This window comes from Bosea vestrisii, from assembly GCF_030144325.1.
GTDB classification, from domain to species: domain Bacteria; phylum Pseudomonadota; class Alphaproteobacteria; order Rhizobiales; family Beijerinckiaceae; genus Allobosea; species Allobosea vestrisii_A.
Window position 1 is genome coordinate 1 of the sequence record NZ_CP126307.1, and the last position, 16,621, is coordinate 16,621.

The window sequence follows — 16,621 nt, forward strand, 5'->3', positions numbered from 1 at the left end:
TGGTGGGCGGTGACGGGCTCGAACCGCCGACCCTCTCGGTGTAAACGAGATGCTCTACCAACTGAGCTAACCGCCCTTGCCCGCCGTTTAAGGCCATGAGGGCAGGTTCGCAAGTCACAGGCTGCAGCCTGCGAAGCCTTTTGATGGGCTCTACGGCGCAGCGAGCCCTAGAGTCAGGCCGAAAGTTGAAGGCTGCCGCGCCGCAGTGGCGCAGCCACAGATGGGGAACTGAGATTCGCGTCCTTTCGACGGGGACATCACGGATGATCGCTTCTCGTATCGGGCGAGGCGCTGGAAACGGCTAGATAGAACCCGCTTAGGCCGGACTTTGGGGAGGATCGACAATTTGACGGCTGCGGTGCTTGACAGGCAGGGCCGGGGGCCATAATCCCAACCCCGCCGAGGACATGTTCCTCCGCCGCCCGCGCGGGCGTAGCTCAGTTGGTTAGAGTGCCGGCCTGTCACGCCGGAGGTCGCGGGTTCGAGCCCCGTCGCCCGCGCCATTTTCAGATAGACATCTCAGCATCTTACAAGCCTTTCCTCTCAAGAGGATCGATGCGCCGATCAGCACCAGGCTCGATGGGTCTAACGGTGCTGGCGGGAGCGGCCACAGCCAAGAAGAGAGAGCCGGACTCTGTCACGCCATGAAGCGATCGGCAGGTCAGCAGGTGCTCGGCGCCAACGGCTTTGCCTTCCTCTCCGGGGTCACTGCGAGCGACCCCAGCGACGACCTCGCCGCAGCCAGTACCGATGAGATCCCGTCGTCGCCACCATCTAGCTCAAGAACATCACGAATTCGGCGAGGCGAGTGCCGTCAGGAATGCTTGGTCGATCCGGCGCAGCCGCCAGCCCGGGCGACTGTGGGGGCGCGCCCGGCGCTGGAGACTGTTCTGGTCGAGATTCAGGCTCGGGCTCCGGTCGATTTCTGCGTGCCCCGCTCGAATGCGGGCGAGTCAACTGTTCCGCCAGACGCATTCCCATGTGAAGATCGAGCTTTGGAGACGGATGACCGGCATGATCCAGCCCTACACTCTCGACGCTCTGAGAGAGGATGTCGCCGAGGGGCGCATCGACACCGTGCTGGCCTGCCTCGTCGATATGCAGGGGCGCCTCATGGGCAAGCGCTTCCATGCCGCCTTCTTCCTCGAAAGCGGTCATGAGGAAACCCATAGCTGCAATTACCTGCTCGCCACCGACATGGAGATGGAGACGGTTCCCGGCTACGCATCGACGAGCTGGGCGGCGGGCTATGGCGACTACACGATGAAGCCGGATCTCTCGACGCTGTGCAGGATTCCCTGGCTGGAAGGGACAGCACTCGTCCTCTGCGATGTGCTCGACCATCACGGGCACGAGGACGTCCCGCACTCGCCGCGCGCGATCCTGAAGAAGCAGGTGAAGCGACTCGAAGCCATGGGCCTGAAGCCTTTCATGGCCTCGGAGCTCGAATTCTTCCTGTTCGACCAGAGCTACGCCGATGCCTCTGCCAGCGGCTACCGTGACCTGAAAACCGCCAGCAGCTACAACGAGGATTACCACATCTTCCAGACGACCAAGGAAGAGGGGGTGATGCGGGCGATCCGCAACGGGCTGCAGGGCGCCGGCATCCCGGTCGAGAACTCCAAGGGCGAGGCTTCGGCCGGGCAGGAGGAGATCAATGTGCGCTATGCCGACGCGCTGACGATGGCGGACCGGCATGCGATCATCAAGAACGCCTGCAAGGAGATCGCCTGGTCGCAGGGCAAGGCCATCACGTTCCTGGCCAAGTGGAACTACGGCGCGGCCGGTTCCTCCTCCCATATCCATCAATCGCTCTGGAGCGCCGACGGCAAGACGCCTCTCTTCGTCGACAAGAACGCGGAATACGGGATGTCCGCGCTGATGCGGAACTATGTGGCGGGGCTCCTCGCCCATGCTTCCGAGATCACCTGTTTCCTCGCGCCCTACATCAATTCCTACAAGCGCTTCGTCGCCGGCACCTTTGCGCCGACCAAAGCGGTCTGGAGCAGCGACAATCGTACGGCAGGTTATCGTCTCTGCGGCGCCGGTACCAAAGGCATCCGCATCGAATGCCGGGTCGGCGGCTCGGATCTGAACCCCTATCTCGCCATGGCGGCGCTGCTGGCCGCAGGCATCGCCGGCATCGAGAACAAGCTCGAGCTCGAAGAGCCCTTCGTCGGCGACGCCTATGGCGGCAGGGATGTCTCCGAGATCCCGAAGACGCTGCGCGACGCGACGGCCGCGTTGAAAGGCTCGCGGATGCTGCGCGACGCGTTCGGGGACGCGGTGATTGACCACTACGTCCGCGCCGCGCAATGGGAGCAGGAGGAATACGACCGCCGGATCACCGATTGGGAAGTCAAGCGCGGCTTCGAACGCGCCTGACCCGGCCTCCTTGCCAGCAGCAGCACCAAGACAGACGGATAGCGATGATGACCATGATCCGATGCGTGTCGCCGGTGGACGGCTCGGTCTATGCCGAGCGGCCGGCCCTGAGTTTCGACGGGGCAAAGGAAGCGGTGTCGCGCGCCCGGAAGGCGCGGAAATCCTGGGCGCGGCGCCCGCTCGACGAACGCGTCGCACTCGTCCTCAAGGGCGTCGCGCGCCTCAACGAGATGGGCGACGAGGTCGTGACCGAACTCGCCTGGCAGATGGGACGTCCGGTCAAGTACGGCGGCGAGTTCAAGGGCTTCAACGAGCGCTCGAACTACATGGCCGCGATCGCCAGCGACGCGCTCATGCCGCTCGTCATCGAGAGCAGCGCCGATTTCGAGCGCTACATCGCGCGCGAGCCGCATGGCGTCGTCTTCGTCATCGCGCCGTGGAACTACCCCTACATGACCGCGATCAACACGGTCGCGCCGGCGCTGATTGCCGGCAATACGGTCGTCCTGAAGCACGCCAGCCAGACGCTGCTCGCGGGCGAGCGGCTGGCACGGGCCTTCCACGAGGCCGGCGTGCCGGAGGACGTGTTCATCAACCTCTTCCTCGACCATGACACGACCTCCTGCCTGATCGCCGACAGCCAGTTCGATTTCGTCAACTTCACGGGCTCGGTCGCGGGCGGCCGCACGATCGAGCGCGCCGCCGCAGGTACCTTCACCGGCATCGGCCTCGAGCTCGGCGGCAAGGACCCGGGCTATGTCATGGAGGATGCCGATCTGGAGGCTGCCGTCGACACGCTGATGGACGGCGCGACCTTCAATTCCGGGCAATGCTGCTGCGGCATCGAGCGCATCTATGTGCATGAAAGCCTCTACGACGCCTTCGTCGAGAAATCGGTCGCCTGGGTCTCGAACTACCGCCTCGGCAATCCGCTCGATCCGAAGACCACGCTCGGGCCGATGGCGCACAGGCGTTTCGCCGAGGTGGTGCGTGGGCAGATCGCCGAAGCGGTGGCGAAGGGAGCGCGAACGCTGGTCGACCCGAAGCTCTTCCCGCAGGACGATGGCGGCGCCTATCTCGCGCCGCAGATCCTGGTCGACGTCGATCATGCGATGGCGATCATGAGCGAGGAAACCTTCGGCCCGGCCGTCGGCATCATGAAGGTCAAGGGCGATGCCGAGGCCCTCGCTTTGATGAACGACTCCCGCTACGGCCTCACCGTCTCGCTCTGGACCCGTGATGCCGAACGCGCTGCAAGGCTCGGGCAGGAGCTCGAAACCGGCACCGTCTTCATGAACCGCGCCGATTATCTCGACCCGGCGCTGTGCTGGACCGGTGTCAAGGAGACCGGCCGGGGCGGCTCGCTCTCCGTCATCGGCTTCCACAATCTCACACGCCCGAAATCCTACCACCTCAGGAAGACAAGCTGATGGCGATCACCGCGAACTGGAGCTATCCGACCGCCGTCAAGCTGGGCGCCGGGCGGATCAGGGAACTCGCCGAACACTGCAAGGCGCTCGGCATGAAGCGGCCTTTGCTCGTCACCGACCGCGGCCTGGCGAGCCTGCCCATCACCCGCAATGCGCTGGACATCCTCGAGGCCGGTGGTCTCGGCCGGGCGATCTTCGCCGAGGTCGATCCGAACCCGAACGAGCGCAATCTCGAGGACGGTGTCAGGGCCTTCAAGGATGGCGGCCATGACGGCGTCATCGCCTTCGGCGGTGGCTCGGGGCTCGACCTCGGCAAATGCGTGGCCTTCATGGCCGGCCAGACCCGGCCGGTCTGGGATTTCGAGGATGTCGGCGACTGGTGGACTCGGGCCTCGGTCGAGGGCATCGCGCCGATCGTGGCGGTGCCGACCACGGCCGGGACCGGCTCGGAGGTCGGGCGCGCTTCGGTGATCACCAATTCGCAGACCCATACCAAGAAGATCATCTTCCACCCGAAATTCCTGCCGGGCGTGACGATCTGCGATCCCGAGCTCACTGTCGGCATGCCCAGGGCGATCACCGCCGGCACCGGCATGGATGCCTTCGCCCACTGCCTCGAAGCCTATTCCTCGCCGTTCTTTCACCCGATGAGCCAGGGCATTGCGCTCGAGGGCATGCGGCTGGTGAAGACTTATCTTCCGCGTGCCTATGCCGATGGCGCCGACATCGAGGCGCGCACGCAGATGATGGCGGCGGCGGCGATGGGGGCGGTGGCGTTCCAGAAGGGCCTGGGCGCGATCCACTCGCTCTCCCATCCGGTCGGCGCCGTCTACCACACCCATCACGGCACCACGAATGCGGTGGTGATGCCGCCGGTCCTGCGCTTCAACCGCCCGGCGATCGAGGAGCGTATCGGGGCCGCCGCCGCCTATCTCGGCATCCCCGGCGGCTTCGACGGCTTCTACGATTTCGTGCTGAAGCTGCGCGAGGATCTCGGCATTCCCGACAAGCTCGCTGCGCTCGGCGTGGGAACCGACCGGATCGACGAATTGGCAGAGGCGGCCGTGGCCGACCCCTCCACGGCAGGTAATCCGGTGGAGCTCACGGTCGAGGCAGCCAGACAATTGCTCGTCGAAGCCATTTGAGGCGCCTTTATTGCAATAAGACGGAGCAACGCCGAGCAGCGGGGATTGGCATTGCCGAGAACAAGGCGCCCGCCGGAGGTGCGTTTGACCATGGGCGGGCGACATGCCGGTCGCATCTTTGTCTCAGGGCTTCTGGATGAGATTCTGAACCGTGTCGAAGAAGCTACGCACGAGTGGCAGGCGCTGGCGCTCCGCTCTGCAGACGACATATTCGCCGACATCGAAGTCGGCACCCGTGATGGCGATGTGTTTCAAACCCGGTTCCGGTCTGAACTCGGCAGCAAAGACGACGCCGATTCCGAAGCCGAAGGCAACGGCTTCCCTGACCGCTTCGCGCGATTGCACCTCCAGCAGGTTCGCAGGCTTGATGCCGGCCGTGGAAAGCCGGTTCTCGAAGACTTCCCGGGTGATCGAGCCGCGCTCGCGGAGCACGATGTCCTGACCGGCGAAGGCCTCGATCGGCATATGCTCGTGCCTTGCCAGTTCGTGCCGGTCTGACACGAAGGCCACCAGATCGTCCGATCGCAGCTTGACGCTGTAGATTCGCGGATCCGACGTCGCGCGCGCCGTGATGGCGACGTCGGCGGCGAAGTCCATGATCTGGTCGACGACCTCGGACGAGTTGCCGATGGTGAGCGAGAAGGTGAGGCCCGGATAGCGCTCGCGCATCCGGGCGAGCGTGGCCATGACATGGCTGGCGCTGTCGGCTGCGATCCGCAGATGGCCGCGCTGCAATGTGCGGCTGCCGGCAAGAAGCGACTCGGCCTCGTCCTCCGCCGCGAACATCCGGGCCGTGACGACGAAGAGGCTCTGTCCGAGCGGGGTCAACTTCACCTGCCGGCCGGCGCGATCGAACAGCCTCACCCCATGGGCATCTTCCAGCCCGCGAACTTGGGCTGACAGGGTCGGCTGGCTGACATTGCGCGTCTTCGCTGCGCCGGTGAAACTTTGTGCCTCGGCGACGGCGTGAAAGGCGGCGAGTCCGGAATAGCTGATGGCCATGTCTGATATAGATCCTGTCTATAGTAGATATGGAAACGATGTATTGGACCTATGTCAATCGCGATTCTAGCCTTGCGATCACACGCTGCAACGACATCGCGAGAGACCGTCATGGCCCAAGCCCGTCGCCCCGCTTCCTCCGAGACCGGTGATCCTCTTCTGCTGACGCCTGGCCCGCTCACGACGACCAAGGCCGTGAAGGAAGCGATGGTGCATGATTGGGGTTCGCGCGATGCGACCTTCGTCGGGATCAACCAGGCCGTTCTCGACGAGCTTCCGAAGATCATCCATGGCGAAGAGGACTTCGTCACCGTGCCGATGCAGGGCTCGGGCACCTTCGCGGTCGAGGGCATGCTGACGACCTTCGTACCGCGCGGCGGCAAGATCCTCGTCCTGATCAACGGCGCCTATGGCCAGCGCGCCAAGCGCATCCTGGAGATCGCGGGCCGCACCGTGCTGGTGCACGAAACCGCCGAGGACACGCCCCCGGATCTCGCCGAGATCGATCGCTTGCTGGTGGCCGATGCCGGCATCGGCCATGTCTTCACCGTCCACTGCGAGACGACCAGCGGCATCCGCAATCCGGTCGAGGCGATCGCCGCGCTGGTCAAGCGCCATGGCCGCCGGTTGCTGATCGACTCGATGAGCGCCTTCGGCGCCCTGCCGCTCGACAGCCGCGAGGTCCATTTCGACGCGGTCGCGGCCTCGTCTAACAAGTGCATCCAGGGTGTGCCCGGCCTCGGCTTCGTCATCGCCCGCAAGAGCGCACTCGCCGAGACCAAGGGCAACGCCACGACGCTGGTGCTCGACCTGCACGATCAGAACGCCGGCTTCGAGCGAACCGGCCAGTACCGTTTCACCCCGCCGATCCACGTCATCGTTGCCTTCCACGCAGCCCTGCAGGAATTCTGGGCCGAGGGCGGCGTCGCGGGGCGGGGAGAGCGCTATGCCGACAACGCCCGCATTCTGATCGAGGGCATGCGAGAGCTCGGCTTCCGGACTCTGCTGCCGCCCGCCCGCCAGGCGCCGATCATTGTCACCTTCCACATGCCGGAGGACAAGAACTTCGTCTTCCAGCGCTTCTATGACCTGCTGAAGGATGCCGGCTACGTCATCTATCCCGGCAAGCTCACCGTCGCCGACAGCTTCCGGATCGGATGCATCGGAGCGCTCGGCGCGCAGGAGATGAAGGCTTTCGTCGCCACCGTGTCCGATGTCCTCGCCGAGATGGGCGTTGGCCTGAAGTCGGCTGCCTGAGGAGATTGGTTATGACGGTTCATACGAAGATTGGTGGTGCGGTTGTTGCCAATGGGCGTGGTTATCGTCGTCCGGTTCGGCCGGTGGTGGTGATCTGCATGGACGGGTCGGAGCCGGCTTATGTCGAGGCGGCGAGCGCCAAGGGGCTGACGCCGAACCTCGACAGGATCATGCGGACGGGGGCCAGCACCTACGCCTATTCGGTGATCCCGAGCTTCACCAACCCGAACAACCTCTCGATCATCACCGGCCGCCCGCCGGCGGTGCATGGCATCGCCGGCAACTTCTTCTACGACCGCGAGGCGAAGGAGGAGGTGATGATGAACGATGCCCGCTTCCTGCGCGCCCCGACCATCCTCGCCGAGTTCCAGAAGGCCGGTCTCAAGGTCGCGATGGTCACCGCCAAGGACAAGCTCAGGACCCTGCTCGGCAAGGGCCTCGACTTCTCGTCAGGCACCGCGATCGCCTTCTCCTCGGAGAAGGCCGACAAGGCCGATATGGCTGAGAACGGCATCCAGAACGTCGTCGATTTCGTCGGCATGCCGGTGCCCTCGGTCTATTCGGCCGATCTCTCCGAGTTCGTCTTCGCTGCCGGCGTCAAGCTGCTCGAGACCTTCAAGCCCGACCTGATGTATCTCTCGACCACCGACTATGTGCAGCACAAGGCGGCGCCGGGTTCGGAGATGGCGGACTCGTTCTACGCCATGTTCGACGGGTATGTCGGCAAACTCGATGCGCTGGGCTGTACGCTGGTGATCACCGCCGACCACGGCATGAACGACAAGCATTTGCCGAACGGCGAGCCGGATGTCGTCTATCTGCAGAGCCTGATGGACGACTGGTATGGCAAGGGCACGATGCGGGTGATCTTGCCGATCACCGACCCTTACGTCGTCCACCATGGCGCGCTCGGCTCCTTCGCCACGGTCTATCTGCCTGATGGCGCCAGCCAGCAAGAGGTCGCCGCCCGCATCTCCGGCCTTGACGGCATCGCGCTGGCGGTGACCGCGGCCGAGGCCTGCGAGCGCTTCGAGCTGCCGGCCGACCGGATCGGCGATGTCGTCGTGATCTCGACGCGGCAGAAGGTGATCGGCACCTCGCCGGACCGGCACGATCTCTCCGGCCTGACCGAGCCCTTGCGCTCGCATGGCGGCATCACCGAGCAGCGCGTGCCGATGATCGCCAACCGGCCGATCTCGGTCCCCGAAGGGCGGATCTTGCGCAATTTCGACGTCTTCGACGTCGCCCTGAACTGCGTCCTGGCTTGAGGAGTACCGCCGTGAACGCGACTGTGAAGCCGCCCCTGCGCCGCGAGACGATGCGCATCGCCGGCAAGCTCACCACGACCGACGACATGGTCGAGGTCAAGAACCCCTATGACGGCAGCGTGGTCGGCCTCGTTCCCGCCGCCCGGCCCGAGCATGTCCGCGAGGCCTTCGCCAGGGCCAAAGCGTTCAAGCCGGTGCTGACCCGCTATGAGCGCCAGAAGATCCTCCAGAAGACGGCCGAGCTGCTGTTCGCGCGCAAGGAAGACTTCGCCCGGCTGATCACCGCCGAGGCCGGTCTGTGCTGGAAGGATTCGCTCTACGAGGCCAGCCGCGCCTACGACGTCTGGTCGTTCGCGGCGCAGCTCACCATCAAGGACGATGGCGAGATGTTCTCCTGCGACATCTCGCCGAACGGCAAGGCCCGCAAGATCTTCACCACGCGCCAGCCGCTGCTCGGGGTGATCTCGGCGATCACCCCGTTCAACCACCCGCTCAACATGGTCAGCCACAAGCTGGCGCCGGCGATCGCGACCAATAACCGCCTCGTCCTCAAGCCGACCGAGCTGACGCCGCTGACCGCGCTGGCGCTGGCCGACGTGCTCTACGAGGCCGGCCTGCCGCCGGAGATGCTCTCGGTCGTCACCGGCAACCCCTCGACCATGGGCGATGCGATGATCACCGATCCCGATGCGGATCTCGTGACCTTCACCGGCTCGGTCCGGGTCGGCAAGCACATCGCAGCGACCGCCGGCTACAAGCGCATCGTGCTCGAGCTCGGCGGCAACGACCCGCTGATCGTGATGGAGGATGCCGATCTCGACAAGGCGGCCGAGCTTGCCGTCACCGGCGCGACCAAGAACTCCGGCCAGCGCTGCACCGCGGTCAAGCGCATCCTGGTGGTCGAGAGCGTCGCCGAGGCCTTCGCCAAGCTCGTCGTCGAGAAGGCCAAAAAGCTGACCTGCGGCGATCCGATGGATCCGGCCACCGATGTCGGCACCGTCATCAACGCCCGCTCGGCCGCGCTCTTCCAGGCCAGGGTCGACGACGCCGTCGCCAAGGGCGCAAAGGTGCTCCACGGCAAGCGGGCGGAGGGCGCGCTGTTCCACCCGACCGTGGTCGACCACATCCCCTATGATTGCGAGCTCGTCCACGAAGAGACCTTCGGCCCGGTCATCCCGATCATCCGGGTGCCCGACGACATCGCCGAGGTCATCCGGATCTCGAACTCGACCGCCTACGGCCTGTCCTCGGGCATCTGCACCAACCGCTTCGACTACCTCCAGCGCTTCGTCGCGGAACTGGAGGTCGGCACCGTCAACCTCTGGGAGGTCCCGGGCTACCGCATCGAGATGTCCCCCTTCGGCGGCATCAAGGATTCCGGCCTCGGCTACAAGGAAGGCGTCGTCGAAGCCATGAAGTCCTTCACAAACGTCAAAACATGGTCGACGCCGTGGAACGCGTGAGCAACTGACGACCTACCGCAGGCGGCTCGCCCCGCCTGCGTTTCGACGACCAGGGGATGAAACGCCGAAAGAGCGCCCAAACCGGATAACTACGAGGGGATGAGAAGATGAAGACCTGGCTTGCTTCCTGTGTCATCGGCGCCTTCGCGCTCGCACTTCCTGGCGTCGCCCAGGCCCAGAAGACGAAAGTATCGATCTACACGGCACTGGAGAACGACCAGCTCGCGCCGTTCAAGGCTTCGATCGAAAAGGCTGTGCCCGAGGCCGACGTGGTCTGGGTCCGCGACTCGACCGGCGTCATCACCGCCCGCTTCCTGGCCGAGAAGGACAATCCGCGGGCCGACATGGTCATGGGCCTGGCCGCATCGAGCCTGCTGATGTTCGAGAAGGCTGGCCTGCTCGAAACCTACAAGCCCGCCGGCGCCGACGCGTTGAAGCCGGTCTTCCGTGACGGCAACGAGCCCTACACCTGGACGGGCATGGACGCCTATCTCGGCGTCGTCTGCTACAACACCGTCGAAGCCAAGGGCGTCGCGGTGCCAACGTCCTGGAAAGACCTGCTCAACCCTGCGTTCAAGGGCAAGATCGTGATGCCGCACCCGGCTTCGTCCGGCACCGGCTATCTGATGGTCGCCGGCTGGCTGCAGAGCATGGGCGAGGCCGAGGGCTGGAAGTTCATGGACGGCCTGCACGAGAACATCGCCGCCTACCTGCATTCGGGCTCGGCGCCATGCGTCCAGGCGGCGCGCGGCGAGCGCACCATCGGCCTGGCGCTCGACATGCGCGGCGCAGCCGAGAAGAGCAAGGGCGCTCCGATCGAGGTCGTGATCCCGAAGGAAGGCGTCGGCTGGGAGATGGAAGCCAGCGCCATCGTCAAGGGCAGCAAGAACCTGGCGCTTGCCAAGAAGATTGCCGACTGGTCGACCACCATGGCCGCCAACGAGCTCTACTCGAAGACCTATGCCATCGTGGCGGCGCGGGGCATCGAGAACAAGCCCGCCAACTATCCCGCCAACGCCGAAGCGGGGATGATCAGGAACGACCTGTCCTGGATGGCCGACAACCGCGAGCGCGTGCTCGCCGAATGGTCCAAGCGCTACGAGTCGAAGGCCGCGCCAAAGAACTGACGGCTACCGATCGCGCCCGGCCCGCCCAGGCGGACCGGGTGGCACGGCTTATGCGATGCGCCGCGGACCAGGCTTGCCGGTACTCCGGAGGACGGATCGTCGCGCGCTCAGATTGAAAGTCGGTACGATGACCACGAACACGACTCCGTTTATCTCGATCCGCAAGCTCGCGAAGAGCTTTGGCAGCTTCCAGGCTCTGCGCAGCATCGATCTCGACATCCGCCGCGGTGAGTTCGTCTGCTTCCTCGGCCCGTCCGGCTGCGGCAAGACGACCTTGCTGCGCGCAATCGCCGGTCTCGATCAGCAGGACAGCGGCAGCATCCAGATGGGCGGCCGCGACGTCTCCCGGGCGAGTCCGGCTGAACGCGATTTCGGCATCGTCTTCCAATCCTATGCGCTGTTTCCGAACCTGACGGTCATCGACAATGTCGGATACGGCCTCGTCAACCGCCGTCGCCCCGCCAGCGAGATCAGGCGGCGTGTCGACGAGCTCCTGGCGCTCGTCGGCCTGCCCGAGCAGGGCAAGAAATATCCGATCCAGCTTTCGGGCGGGCAGCAGCAGCGCGTGGCGCTTGCTCGGGCGCTCGCGACCGCGCCGGAACTGCTGCTGCTCGACGAGCCGCTCTCGGCGCTCGATGCCAAGGTCCGGGTCAGGCTGCGCGACGAAATGCGGTCGCTGCAGCAGCGCCTCGGCGTCACCACGGTGATGGTGACCCACGATCAGGAGGAAGCGCTCGCCATGGCCGACCGCATCGTCGTGATGAGCGACGGCGCCGTCGAGCAGGTCGGCACGCCCGAGGAGATCTACCGTCGCCCGGCGACGCCGTTCGTTGCCGACTTCGTCGGCCACATGACCTTTCTCGACGCCGTCGTCACCGGACCCGGTCAGGTGCGCGTGGGCGAGCTCGACCTCGTGGTCGCCAATACCGCGCCCCTCGCGGTGGGTACGCCAGTGCGGCTCGCCATGCGTCCCGAGGAGGTCCGCACCCGCAGCATCACGGCCGAGACGCCCAATCGGTTCGAGGCGACGATCGGCGACCTGTCATTCCTCGGATCCTATTGCCGGGCGCATCTGGAGCCGACGCATTCGCGCTCGACGCGCATCGCGGCCGATTTCTCGACCAATGCGATGCGCGACCTCGGCATCCTGCCGGGGCAGGTGCTCGCGGTCGCCTTTCCGCCCGAGGCGCTGCACGTCTTTGCCGGGGGCGGGCGATGAGCGATCTCGCGCCGCCGCTGACGATGACCGATACGTCCATGAAGGTATCACCGGTGCGGATCAGCGAACGCCATGTCGCCGGGGTGCTGATCCTGGCTCTGTGCGCGGTGCTCGTCCTGATCATCGCCCTGCCGCTCTGGGCGCTGCTGTCCAAGAGTCTCGAGGATACACAGGGGCGCTTCATCGGGCTGGCGAACTTCGTCAGCTACGCGACGACGCCGGCGCTGCTCTCCTCCCTGACCAACAGCCTGCTCATTGCCAGCGTGACCACGGGGATCGTGCTGCCGCTTGCCTTCCTCTATGCCTATGCCCTGCGACGCAGCTGCATTCCGGGCCGGGGCCTGTTCTATGCCGCGGCGATGGTGCCGGTCTTCGCACCCTCCCTGCTCTCCGGCCTGGCCCTCATCTACATCTTCGGCAATCAGGGCCTGCTCAAATCCTGGATGATGGGCGCCTCGCTCTACGGGCCGGTCGGCATCATCGCCGCCGAGGCGCTCTACAGCTTTCCTCATGCCGTGCTGATCCTCGTCACGGCGCTGGGCCTGTCAGATGGCCGGCTGCGCGAGGCGGCCGAGGCGATGGGCACCACGCGCTGGCGCATCTTCCACACGATCACGCTGCCGGGCGCGCGCTACGGCGTGATCAGCGCGGCTTTCGTGGTGTTCACCCTCGTCATCACCGATTTCGGCATCCCCAAGGTGATCGGCGGGCAGTTCAGCGTGCTCGCGACCGATGCCTATCGCCAGGTCGTGGGCCAGCAGAATTTCCCGATGGGCGCCGTCGTCGGCATCATCCTCCTGGTGCCGGCGGTGCTCGCCTTCTTCGTCGACCGCGCCGTCCAGCGCCGGCAGAACGCCATGCTTTCCGCTCGCGCCGTGCCCTATACGCCGCAGCCGGACAAGCGCCGCGACCTAGCTTTGCTCGGCTTCGTCACCGTGATCGCGCTCGCCATCATTGGACCCTATGGGATCGCCATCTGGGGCTCCTTCGTCAAATACTGGCCCTACAACCTGTCCCTGACGTTGAACAATTACGACTTCGCCACCGTCGAGCCGGAGGGCTGGACGACCTATGGCAACTCGCTGCTGCTGGCGTCGCTGACCGCCGTGATCGGCACGGCACTGATCTTCACCGGCGCCTATCTGATCGAGAAGGTGAAGCTGTTCCCGCGCCTGCGCGCCTTCGCCCAGTTCCTGGCGATGCTGCCGATGGCGGTGCCCGGGCTCGTACTGGGTCTCGGCTATGTCTTCTTCTTCAACGCGGGCTGGAACCCGCTCGGCGTCCTCTACGGCACGCTGACGATCCTGGTGATCAACACCATCGCCCACTTCTACACCGTCGGGCACATCACCGCTTTGACCAGCCTGAAGCAGATCGACAGCGAGTTCGAATCGGTCTCCGCCTCGCTCAAGGTGCCGTTCTGGTCGACCTTTCGCCGCGTCACCGCGCCGATCTGCCTGCCGGCGATCCTCGATATCGCGGTCTATGTCTTCGTCAATGCGCTGACCACGGTCTCGGCCGTGATCTTCCTCTACGGCGCCGACACCAAGCTCGCCTCGATCGCCATCGTCCACATGGATGAAGCCGGCGCCATCGCCTCGGCCGCCGGCATGGCGAGCGTGATCATGCTGACCGCCATCGGCGTGAAGCTCGCTCATGTCGGGCTCGACCGGCTGGTGTTCGGCCGCCTGCAGCGCTGGCGGCAGCGCTAGCCCCGCGGGACGCGCGCCATGACCGGACAGACGCCGACCGAGATTCTGCTCGCGCTCGCCGGCGAGGTCGCGCTGCTGCTCTGGAGCGTGCAGATGGTGACGGCGGGCATCTCCGCCGCCTTCGGCAGCCGCCTGCGCGCCGTGCTGGCGACCGGCCTCGACAGCCGCTGGCGCGCCTTCGGGGCGGGCGTGCTGGTTACTGGCGGCCTGCAGTCCAGCACCGCCACGGCGATGATGATCGCCTCCTTCTCGGGGGCCGGGCTGATCGCGCTGGCGCCGGCGCTGGCCATGATGCTCGGCGCCAATGTCGGCACGACGCTGATCGTCCAGCTCGTCAGCTTCGATACCGGCACCGTCGTGCCGTTGCTGATCCTGGCGGGCTATGCCGGCATGCGGCGCTTCGCGCGGCTCCCTGCCAGGGAAACGGCGAAAGCGCTCTTCGGCGTGGGCCTGATGCTGCTGTCGCTCCGGTTGATGCAGGGCACGATGGGGCCGGTCGAGCACTCGCAAGTGCTGCGCACGGTGCTCGGCTCGCTCTCCGGCGATCCCCTGATCGCCCTGCTCCTGGCGGCAGTCCTCAGCTTCGCCGCCCATTCCTCGCTCGCGGCGATCTTGGTCGTGATGAGCCTGGCGGCGACCGGCGTGATCGGCATGCCGACCATGCTGGCGATGGTGCTGGGCTGCAATCTCGGTACTGCGCTCAACCCGCTCGTCCAGGCGATGAAAGGCAACGCCGCAGCCCGCCGGGTGCCATTGGGCAATCTGGCTAATCGGATCCTCGGCTGTCTGCTGGGGCTGGCGCTGCTGCCCTTGTTGACGCGGCTGATGGGGCAGTTCGCCATCGCGCCGGCGCAAGCTGCCGCCTTGTTCCACCTCGCCTTCAATCTCGTGATGGCGGCGCTCTTCCTCGTCCCGCTGCCGGCAATTGCGCGGATGCTGATGCGTCTCATGCCCGAACCTGCTCCGGAGGCCGACCCGTCGCGCTCGCGCTATCTCGACAAGGCCGCTCTCGCCACGCCCACCATCGCCCTCTCGAACGCGACGCGCGAGGTGCTTCGCATGGTCGATGTCGTCGACGACATGCTCAAAACCTCGCTCGCCGCCTTCGAAGGCGACGACCCCGGCCGGGTGGCTGCGGTGAGCCGCGCCGACGACGTGCTCGACAGCCTGTACAACCAGATCCAGCTTTATGTCGGCGCAATCGCAGAGGCGGACTTGTCGGAGACCGACGAACGCCGGCTCTCGGCCGTGCTCGTGCTGGCGATCAACCTCGAGCATATCGGCGACATCATCGAGAAGAACCTGATGCAGATGGCCGGCAAGCGCATCCGCGACCAGCGCCGGCTCCCCGCCGAGGCACTGGCGCGCATCGCCGACATGCATCTGCGGCTGCGGGATCATTTGCGCCTCGCGATCACGGTCTTCATCTCCGAGGACGAGACGACGGCGCGCCGCATCGTGCACGAGAAGGAGACCTTCCGCGAACTGGAGCGCGAGGCGATCGAGTCCCATCTCGCCGAGATGCGCACCGGCAATCGCGAAACCGTCATCGTCAGCGCACTTCAGCTCGACATCACGCGCGATCTCAAGCGCATCGACGCCCACATCGCCGCGACCGTGCACGGGCTGCTCGAACAGAAGGGCGCCCTGATCGGCAGCCGACTCCTGCGAGCGGCGGAGTGAAGCTACCCGGACTTTGCCGATCTGAGCGCTGAGCCTGCAGAGCCCGCCGCGACCGCCTGTGCAGTCGCGAAGAAGGCCTGGATGGCCTTGCTGTGGCGGCGTTCGCGCAGGCAGATCAGCGTCTCGCGCATGAGAAGGGGCGGGCCGTCGAGCGGGATGCGGACGAGACGCGGATCATCCTCGCCGAACTCCGCCGCCGAAACGAAGCCGATCCCGCCGCCTGCGGCCACGATGGCCCGGACAGCCTCGCGCCCCTCCGCTTCGACGGCGAAGGGCAGGTCGATACCGCTATCCGCTGCCCGCTGCTCCAGCATCTGGCGGGTGCGCGATCCCCGTTCGCGCATGATCAGCGGCCAGTCGCTGAGCTCCGCCAGTGAGAGGCTGGTCCGGGTTGCCGCCGGATGGCTTTTCGCGGCGAAGGCGATGATCGGCGAGACATTGAGCGACAGGACCTCGAACGGGCGCTCGTCGACCAGTTCGCCGAGCACGCCGATATCGGCGTCGTAGCCGGTCAGCGTGTCGACGATGCTGCCGGTGTTGCCGCGCGCGACGCTGACCTGGATGCCGGGGTATCGCTCGCGGAAGGCGGTGAGCACGTCAAGCACATGGTGGACGGAATCAGCGACGATCCGCAGCGCTCCCGTCCTTAGCGAGCGCTCCTCCTGCAGCAACTCCAGCGCCTCGCCCTCGGCGCCGAACAGGCGGTGGGTGACGGCCAGCAGCCGGTTTCCCGCCGGGGTCAGGACGATCTGGCGATGCTGCCGGCTGAACAGGGCGACGTCATATTCCTCCTCCAGCCGCCGGACCTGATCGGAGATCGCGGGCTGGGTGAGGTGCAGCGCGTGCGCAGCCTTCGAGAAGCCCCCGGAGATCGCGACATGGTGGAAGGCGCGAAGCTGGACATAGCGCATGGCGAGCAGGTGTCCCGTC

At 65.7% G+C, this 16,621-nt stretch carries 12 protein-coding genes and 2 tRNA genes; 11 read left to right on the plus strand and 3 right to left on the minus strand.

Translation table 11 applies throughout. The features are described 5' to 3' along the window. Window positions 1-76: transfer RNA gene (locus tag QO058_RS00005), tRNA-Val, on the minus strand. Between the two features lie 350 nt (window positions 77-426). Here QO058_RS00005 and QO058_RS00010 point away from each other — a divergent pair. The 4 genes from QO058_RS00010 to QO058_RS00025 all read left to right on the plus strand — a co-directional run bounded on the left by QO058_RS00010 (window position 427) and on the right by QO058_RS00025 (window position 4,960). Further along, a tRNA-Asp gene (locus tag QO058_RS00010) sits at window positions 427-503 on the plus strand. 511 nt (window positions 504-1,014) lie between these two features. After that, a complete protein-coding gene (locus QO058_RS00015; protein WP_284169730.1) occupies window positions 1,015-2,385 on the plus strand; it encodes a glutamine synthetase family protein in 1,371 nt (456 codons plus the stop codon). Between the two features lie 47 nt (window positions 2,386-2,432). Next, window positions 2,433-3,815 (plus strand): aldehyde dehydrogenase family protein, encoded by a 1,383-nt coding sequence (locus QO058_RS00020; protein WP_284169731.1) that lies wholly within the window; start codon window positions 2,433-2,435, stop codon window positions 3,813-3,815. Beyond that, on the plus strand, window positions 3,815-4,960 hold the full coding sequence (locus QO058_RS00025; protein ID WP_284169732.1) for an iron-containing alcohol dehydrogenase: 1,146 nt from the start codon (window positions 3,815-3,817) through the stop codon (window positions 4,958-4,960). The genes QO058_RS00020 and QO058_RS00025 overlap by 1 nt, the downstream gene beginning before the upstream one ends. Window positions 4,961-5,083: 123 nt before the next feature. On the opposite strand, the gene QO058_RS00030 is transcribed toward QO058_RS00025, so the two are convergent. Beyond that, window positions 5,084-5,962, minus strand: a complete 879-nt coding sequence (locus QO058_RS00030; protein WP_284169733.1) for a LysR substrate-binding domain-containing protein — start codon at window positions 5,960-5,962, stop codon at window positions 5,084-5,086. A 111-nt stretch (window positions 5,963-6,073) separates the two neighbouring features. On the opposite strand from QO058_RS00030, the gene QO058_RS00035 reads away from it, so the two are divergent. The 7 genes from QO058_RS00035 (at window position 6,074) to QO058_RS00065 (ending at window position 15,691) form a co-directional block, all read left to right on the plus strand. Then, window positions 6,074-7,219: a 2-aminoethylphosphonate--pyruvate transaminase gene (locus QO058_RS00035; protein ID WP_284169734.1), complete on the plus strand. Its 1,146-nt coding sequence runs from the start codon at window positions 6,074-6,076 to the stop codon at window positions 7,217-7,219. An 11-nt stretch (window positions 7,220-7,230) separates the two neighbouring features. Further along, a complete protein-coding gene (gene phnA, locus QO058_RS00040; protein ID WP_284169735.1) occupies window positions 7,231-8,487 on the plus strand; it encodes a phosphonoacetate hydrolase in 1,257 nt (418 codons plus the stop codon). Between the two features lie 50 nt (window positions 8,488-8,537). Then, window positions 8,538-9,950 carry a phosphonoacetaldehyde dehydrogenase gene (phnY, locus tag QO058_RS00045; RefSeq protein WP_284172865.1) on the plus strand — a complete coding sequence of 471 codons (1,413 nt, stop codon included), beginning with the start codon at window positions 8,538-8,540 and terminating at the stop codon, window positions 9,948-9,950. A 107-nt stretch (window positions 9,951-10,057) separates the two neighbouring features. Further along, on the plus strand, window positions 10,058-11,077 hold the full coding sequence (locus QO058_RS00050; protein ID WP_284169736.1) for a putative 2-aminoethylphosphonate ABC transporter substrate-binding protein: 1,020 nt from the start codon (window positions 10,058-10,060) through the stop codon (window positions 11,075-11,077). 127 nt (window positions 11,078-11,204) lie between these two features. Then, window positions 11,205-12,296: a putative 2-aminoethylphosphonate ABC transporter ATP-binding protein gene (locus QO058_RS00055; RefSeq protein WP_284169737.1), complete on the plus strand. Its 1,092-nt coding sequence runs from the start codon at window positions 11,205-11,207 to the stop codon at window positions 12,294-12,296. Then, a complete protein-coding gene (locus QO058_RS00060; protein ID WP_284169738.1) occupies window positions 12,293-14,008 on the plus strand; it encodes a putative 2-aminoethylphosphonate ABC transporter permease subunit in 1,716 nt (571 codons plus the stop codon). Before QO058_RS00055 ends, QO058_RS00060 begins: the two co-directional genes overlap by 4 nt. Window positions 14,009-14,026: 18 nt before the next feature. Continuing rightward, entirely contained in the window at window positions 14,027-15,691 is a 1,665-nt protein-coding gene (locus QO058_RS00065) for a Na/Pi cotransporter family protein (RefSeq protein ID WP_284169739.1), read from the plus strand. Between the two features lie 2 nt (window positions 15,692-15,693). Here QO058_RS00065 and QO058_RS00070 read toward each other — a convergent pair whose 3' ends face one another. Further along, window positions 15,694-16,602 (minus strand): LysR substrate-binding domain-containing protein, encoded by a 909-nt coding sequence (locus tag QO058_RS00070; RefSeq protein ID WP_284169740.1) that lies wholly within the window; start codon window positions 16,600-16,602, stop codon window positions 15,694-15,696. Between the last annotated feature and the right edge of the window lie 19 nt (window positions 16,603-16,621).

Bases quoted from the DNA above. Each gene is read 5' to 3' on its own strand.
- QO058_RS00015 (WP_284169730.1), top strand. From the start codon at position 1,015: ATGATCCAGCCCTACACTCTCGACGCTCTGAGAGAGGATGTCGCCGAG.
- QO058_RS00020 (WP_284169731.1), top strand. From the start codon at position 2,433: ATGACCATGATCCGATGCGTGTCGCCGGTGGACGGCTCGGTCTATGCC.
- QO058_RS00025 (WP_284169732.1), top strand. From the start codon at position 3,815: ATGGCGATCACCGCGAACTGGAGCTATCCGACCGCCGTCAAGCTGGGC.
- QO058_RS00030 (WP_284169733.1), bottom strand. From the start codon at position 5,962: ATGGCCATCAGCTATTCCGGACTCGCCGCCTTTCACGCCGTCGCCGAG.
- QO058_RS00035 (WP_284169734.1), top strand. From the start codon at position 6,074: ATGGCCCAAGCCCGTCGCCCCGCTTCCTCCGAGACCGGTGATCCTCTT.
- phnA (WP_284169735.1), top strand. From the start codon at position 7,231: ATGACGGTTCATACGAAGATTGGTGGTGCGGTTGTTGCCAATGGGCGT.
- phnY (WP_284172865.1), top strand. From the start codon at position 8,538: ATGCGCATCGCCGGCAAGCTCACCACGACCGACGACATGGTCGAGGTC.
- QO058_RS00050 (WP_284169736.1), top strand. From the start codon at position 10,058: ATGAAGACCTGGCTTGCTTCCTGTGTCATCGGCGCCTTCGCGCTCGCA.
- QO058_RS00055 (WP_284169737.1), top strand. From the start codon at position 11,205: ATGACCACGAACACGACTCCGTTTATCTCGATCCGCAAGCTCGCGAAG.
- QO058_RS00060 (WP_284169738.1), top strand. From the start codon at position 12,293: ATGAGCGATCTCGCGCCGCCGCTGACGATGACCGATACGTCCATGAAG.
- QO058_RS00065 (WP_284169739.1), top strand. From the start codon at position 14,027: ATGACCGGACAGACGCCGACCGAGATTCTGCTCGCGCTCGCCGGCGAG.
- QO058_RS00070 (WP_284169740.1), bottom strand. From the start codon at position 16,602: ATGCGCTATGTCCAGCTTCGCGCCTTCCACCATGTCGCGATCTCCGGG.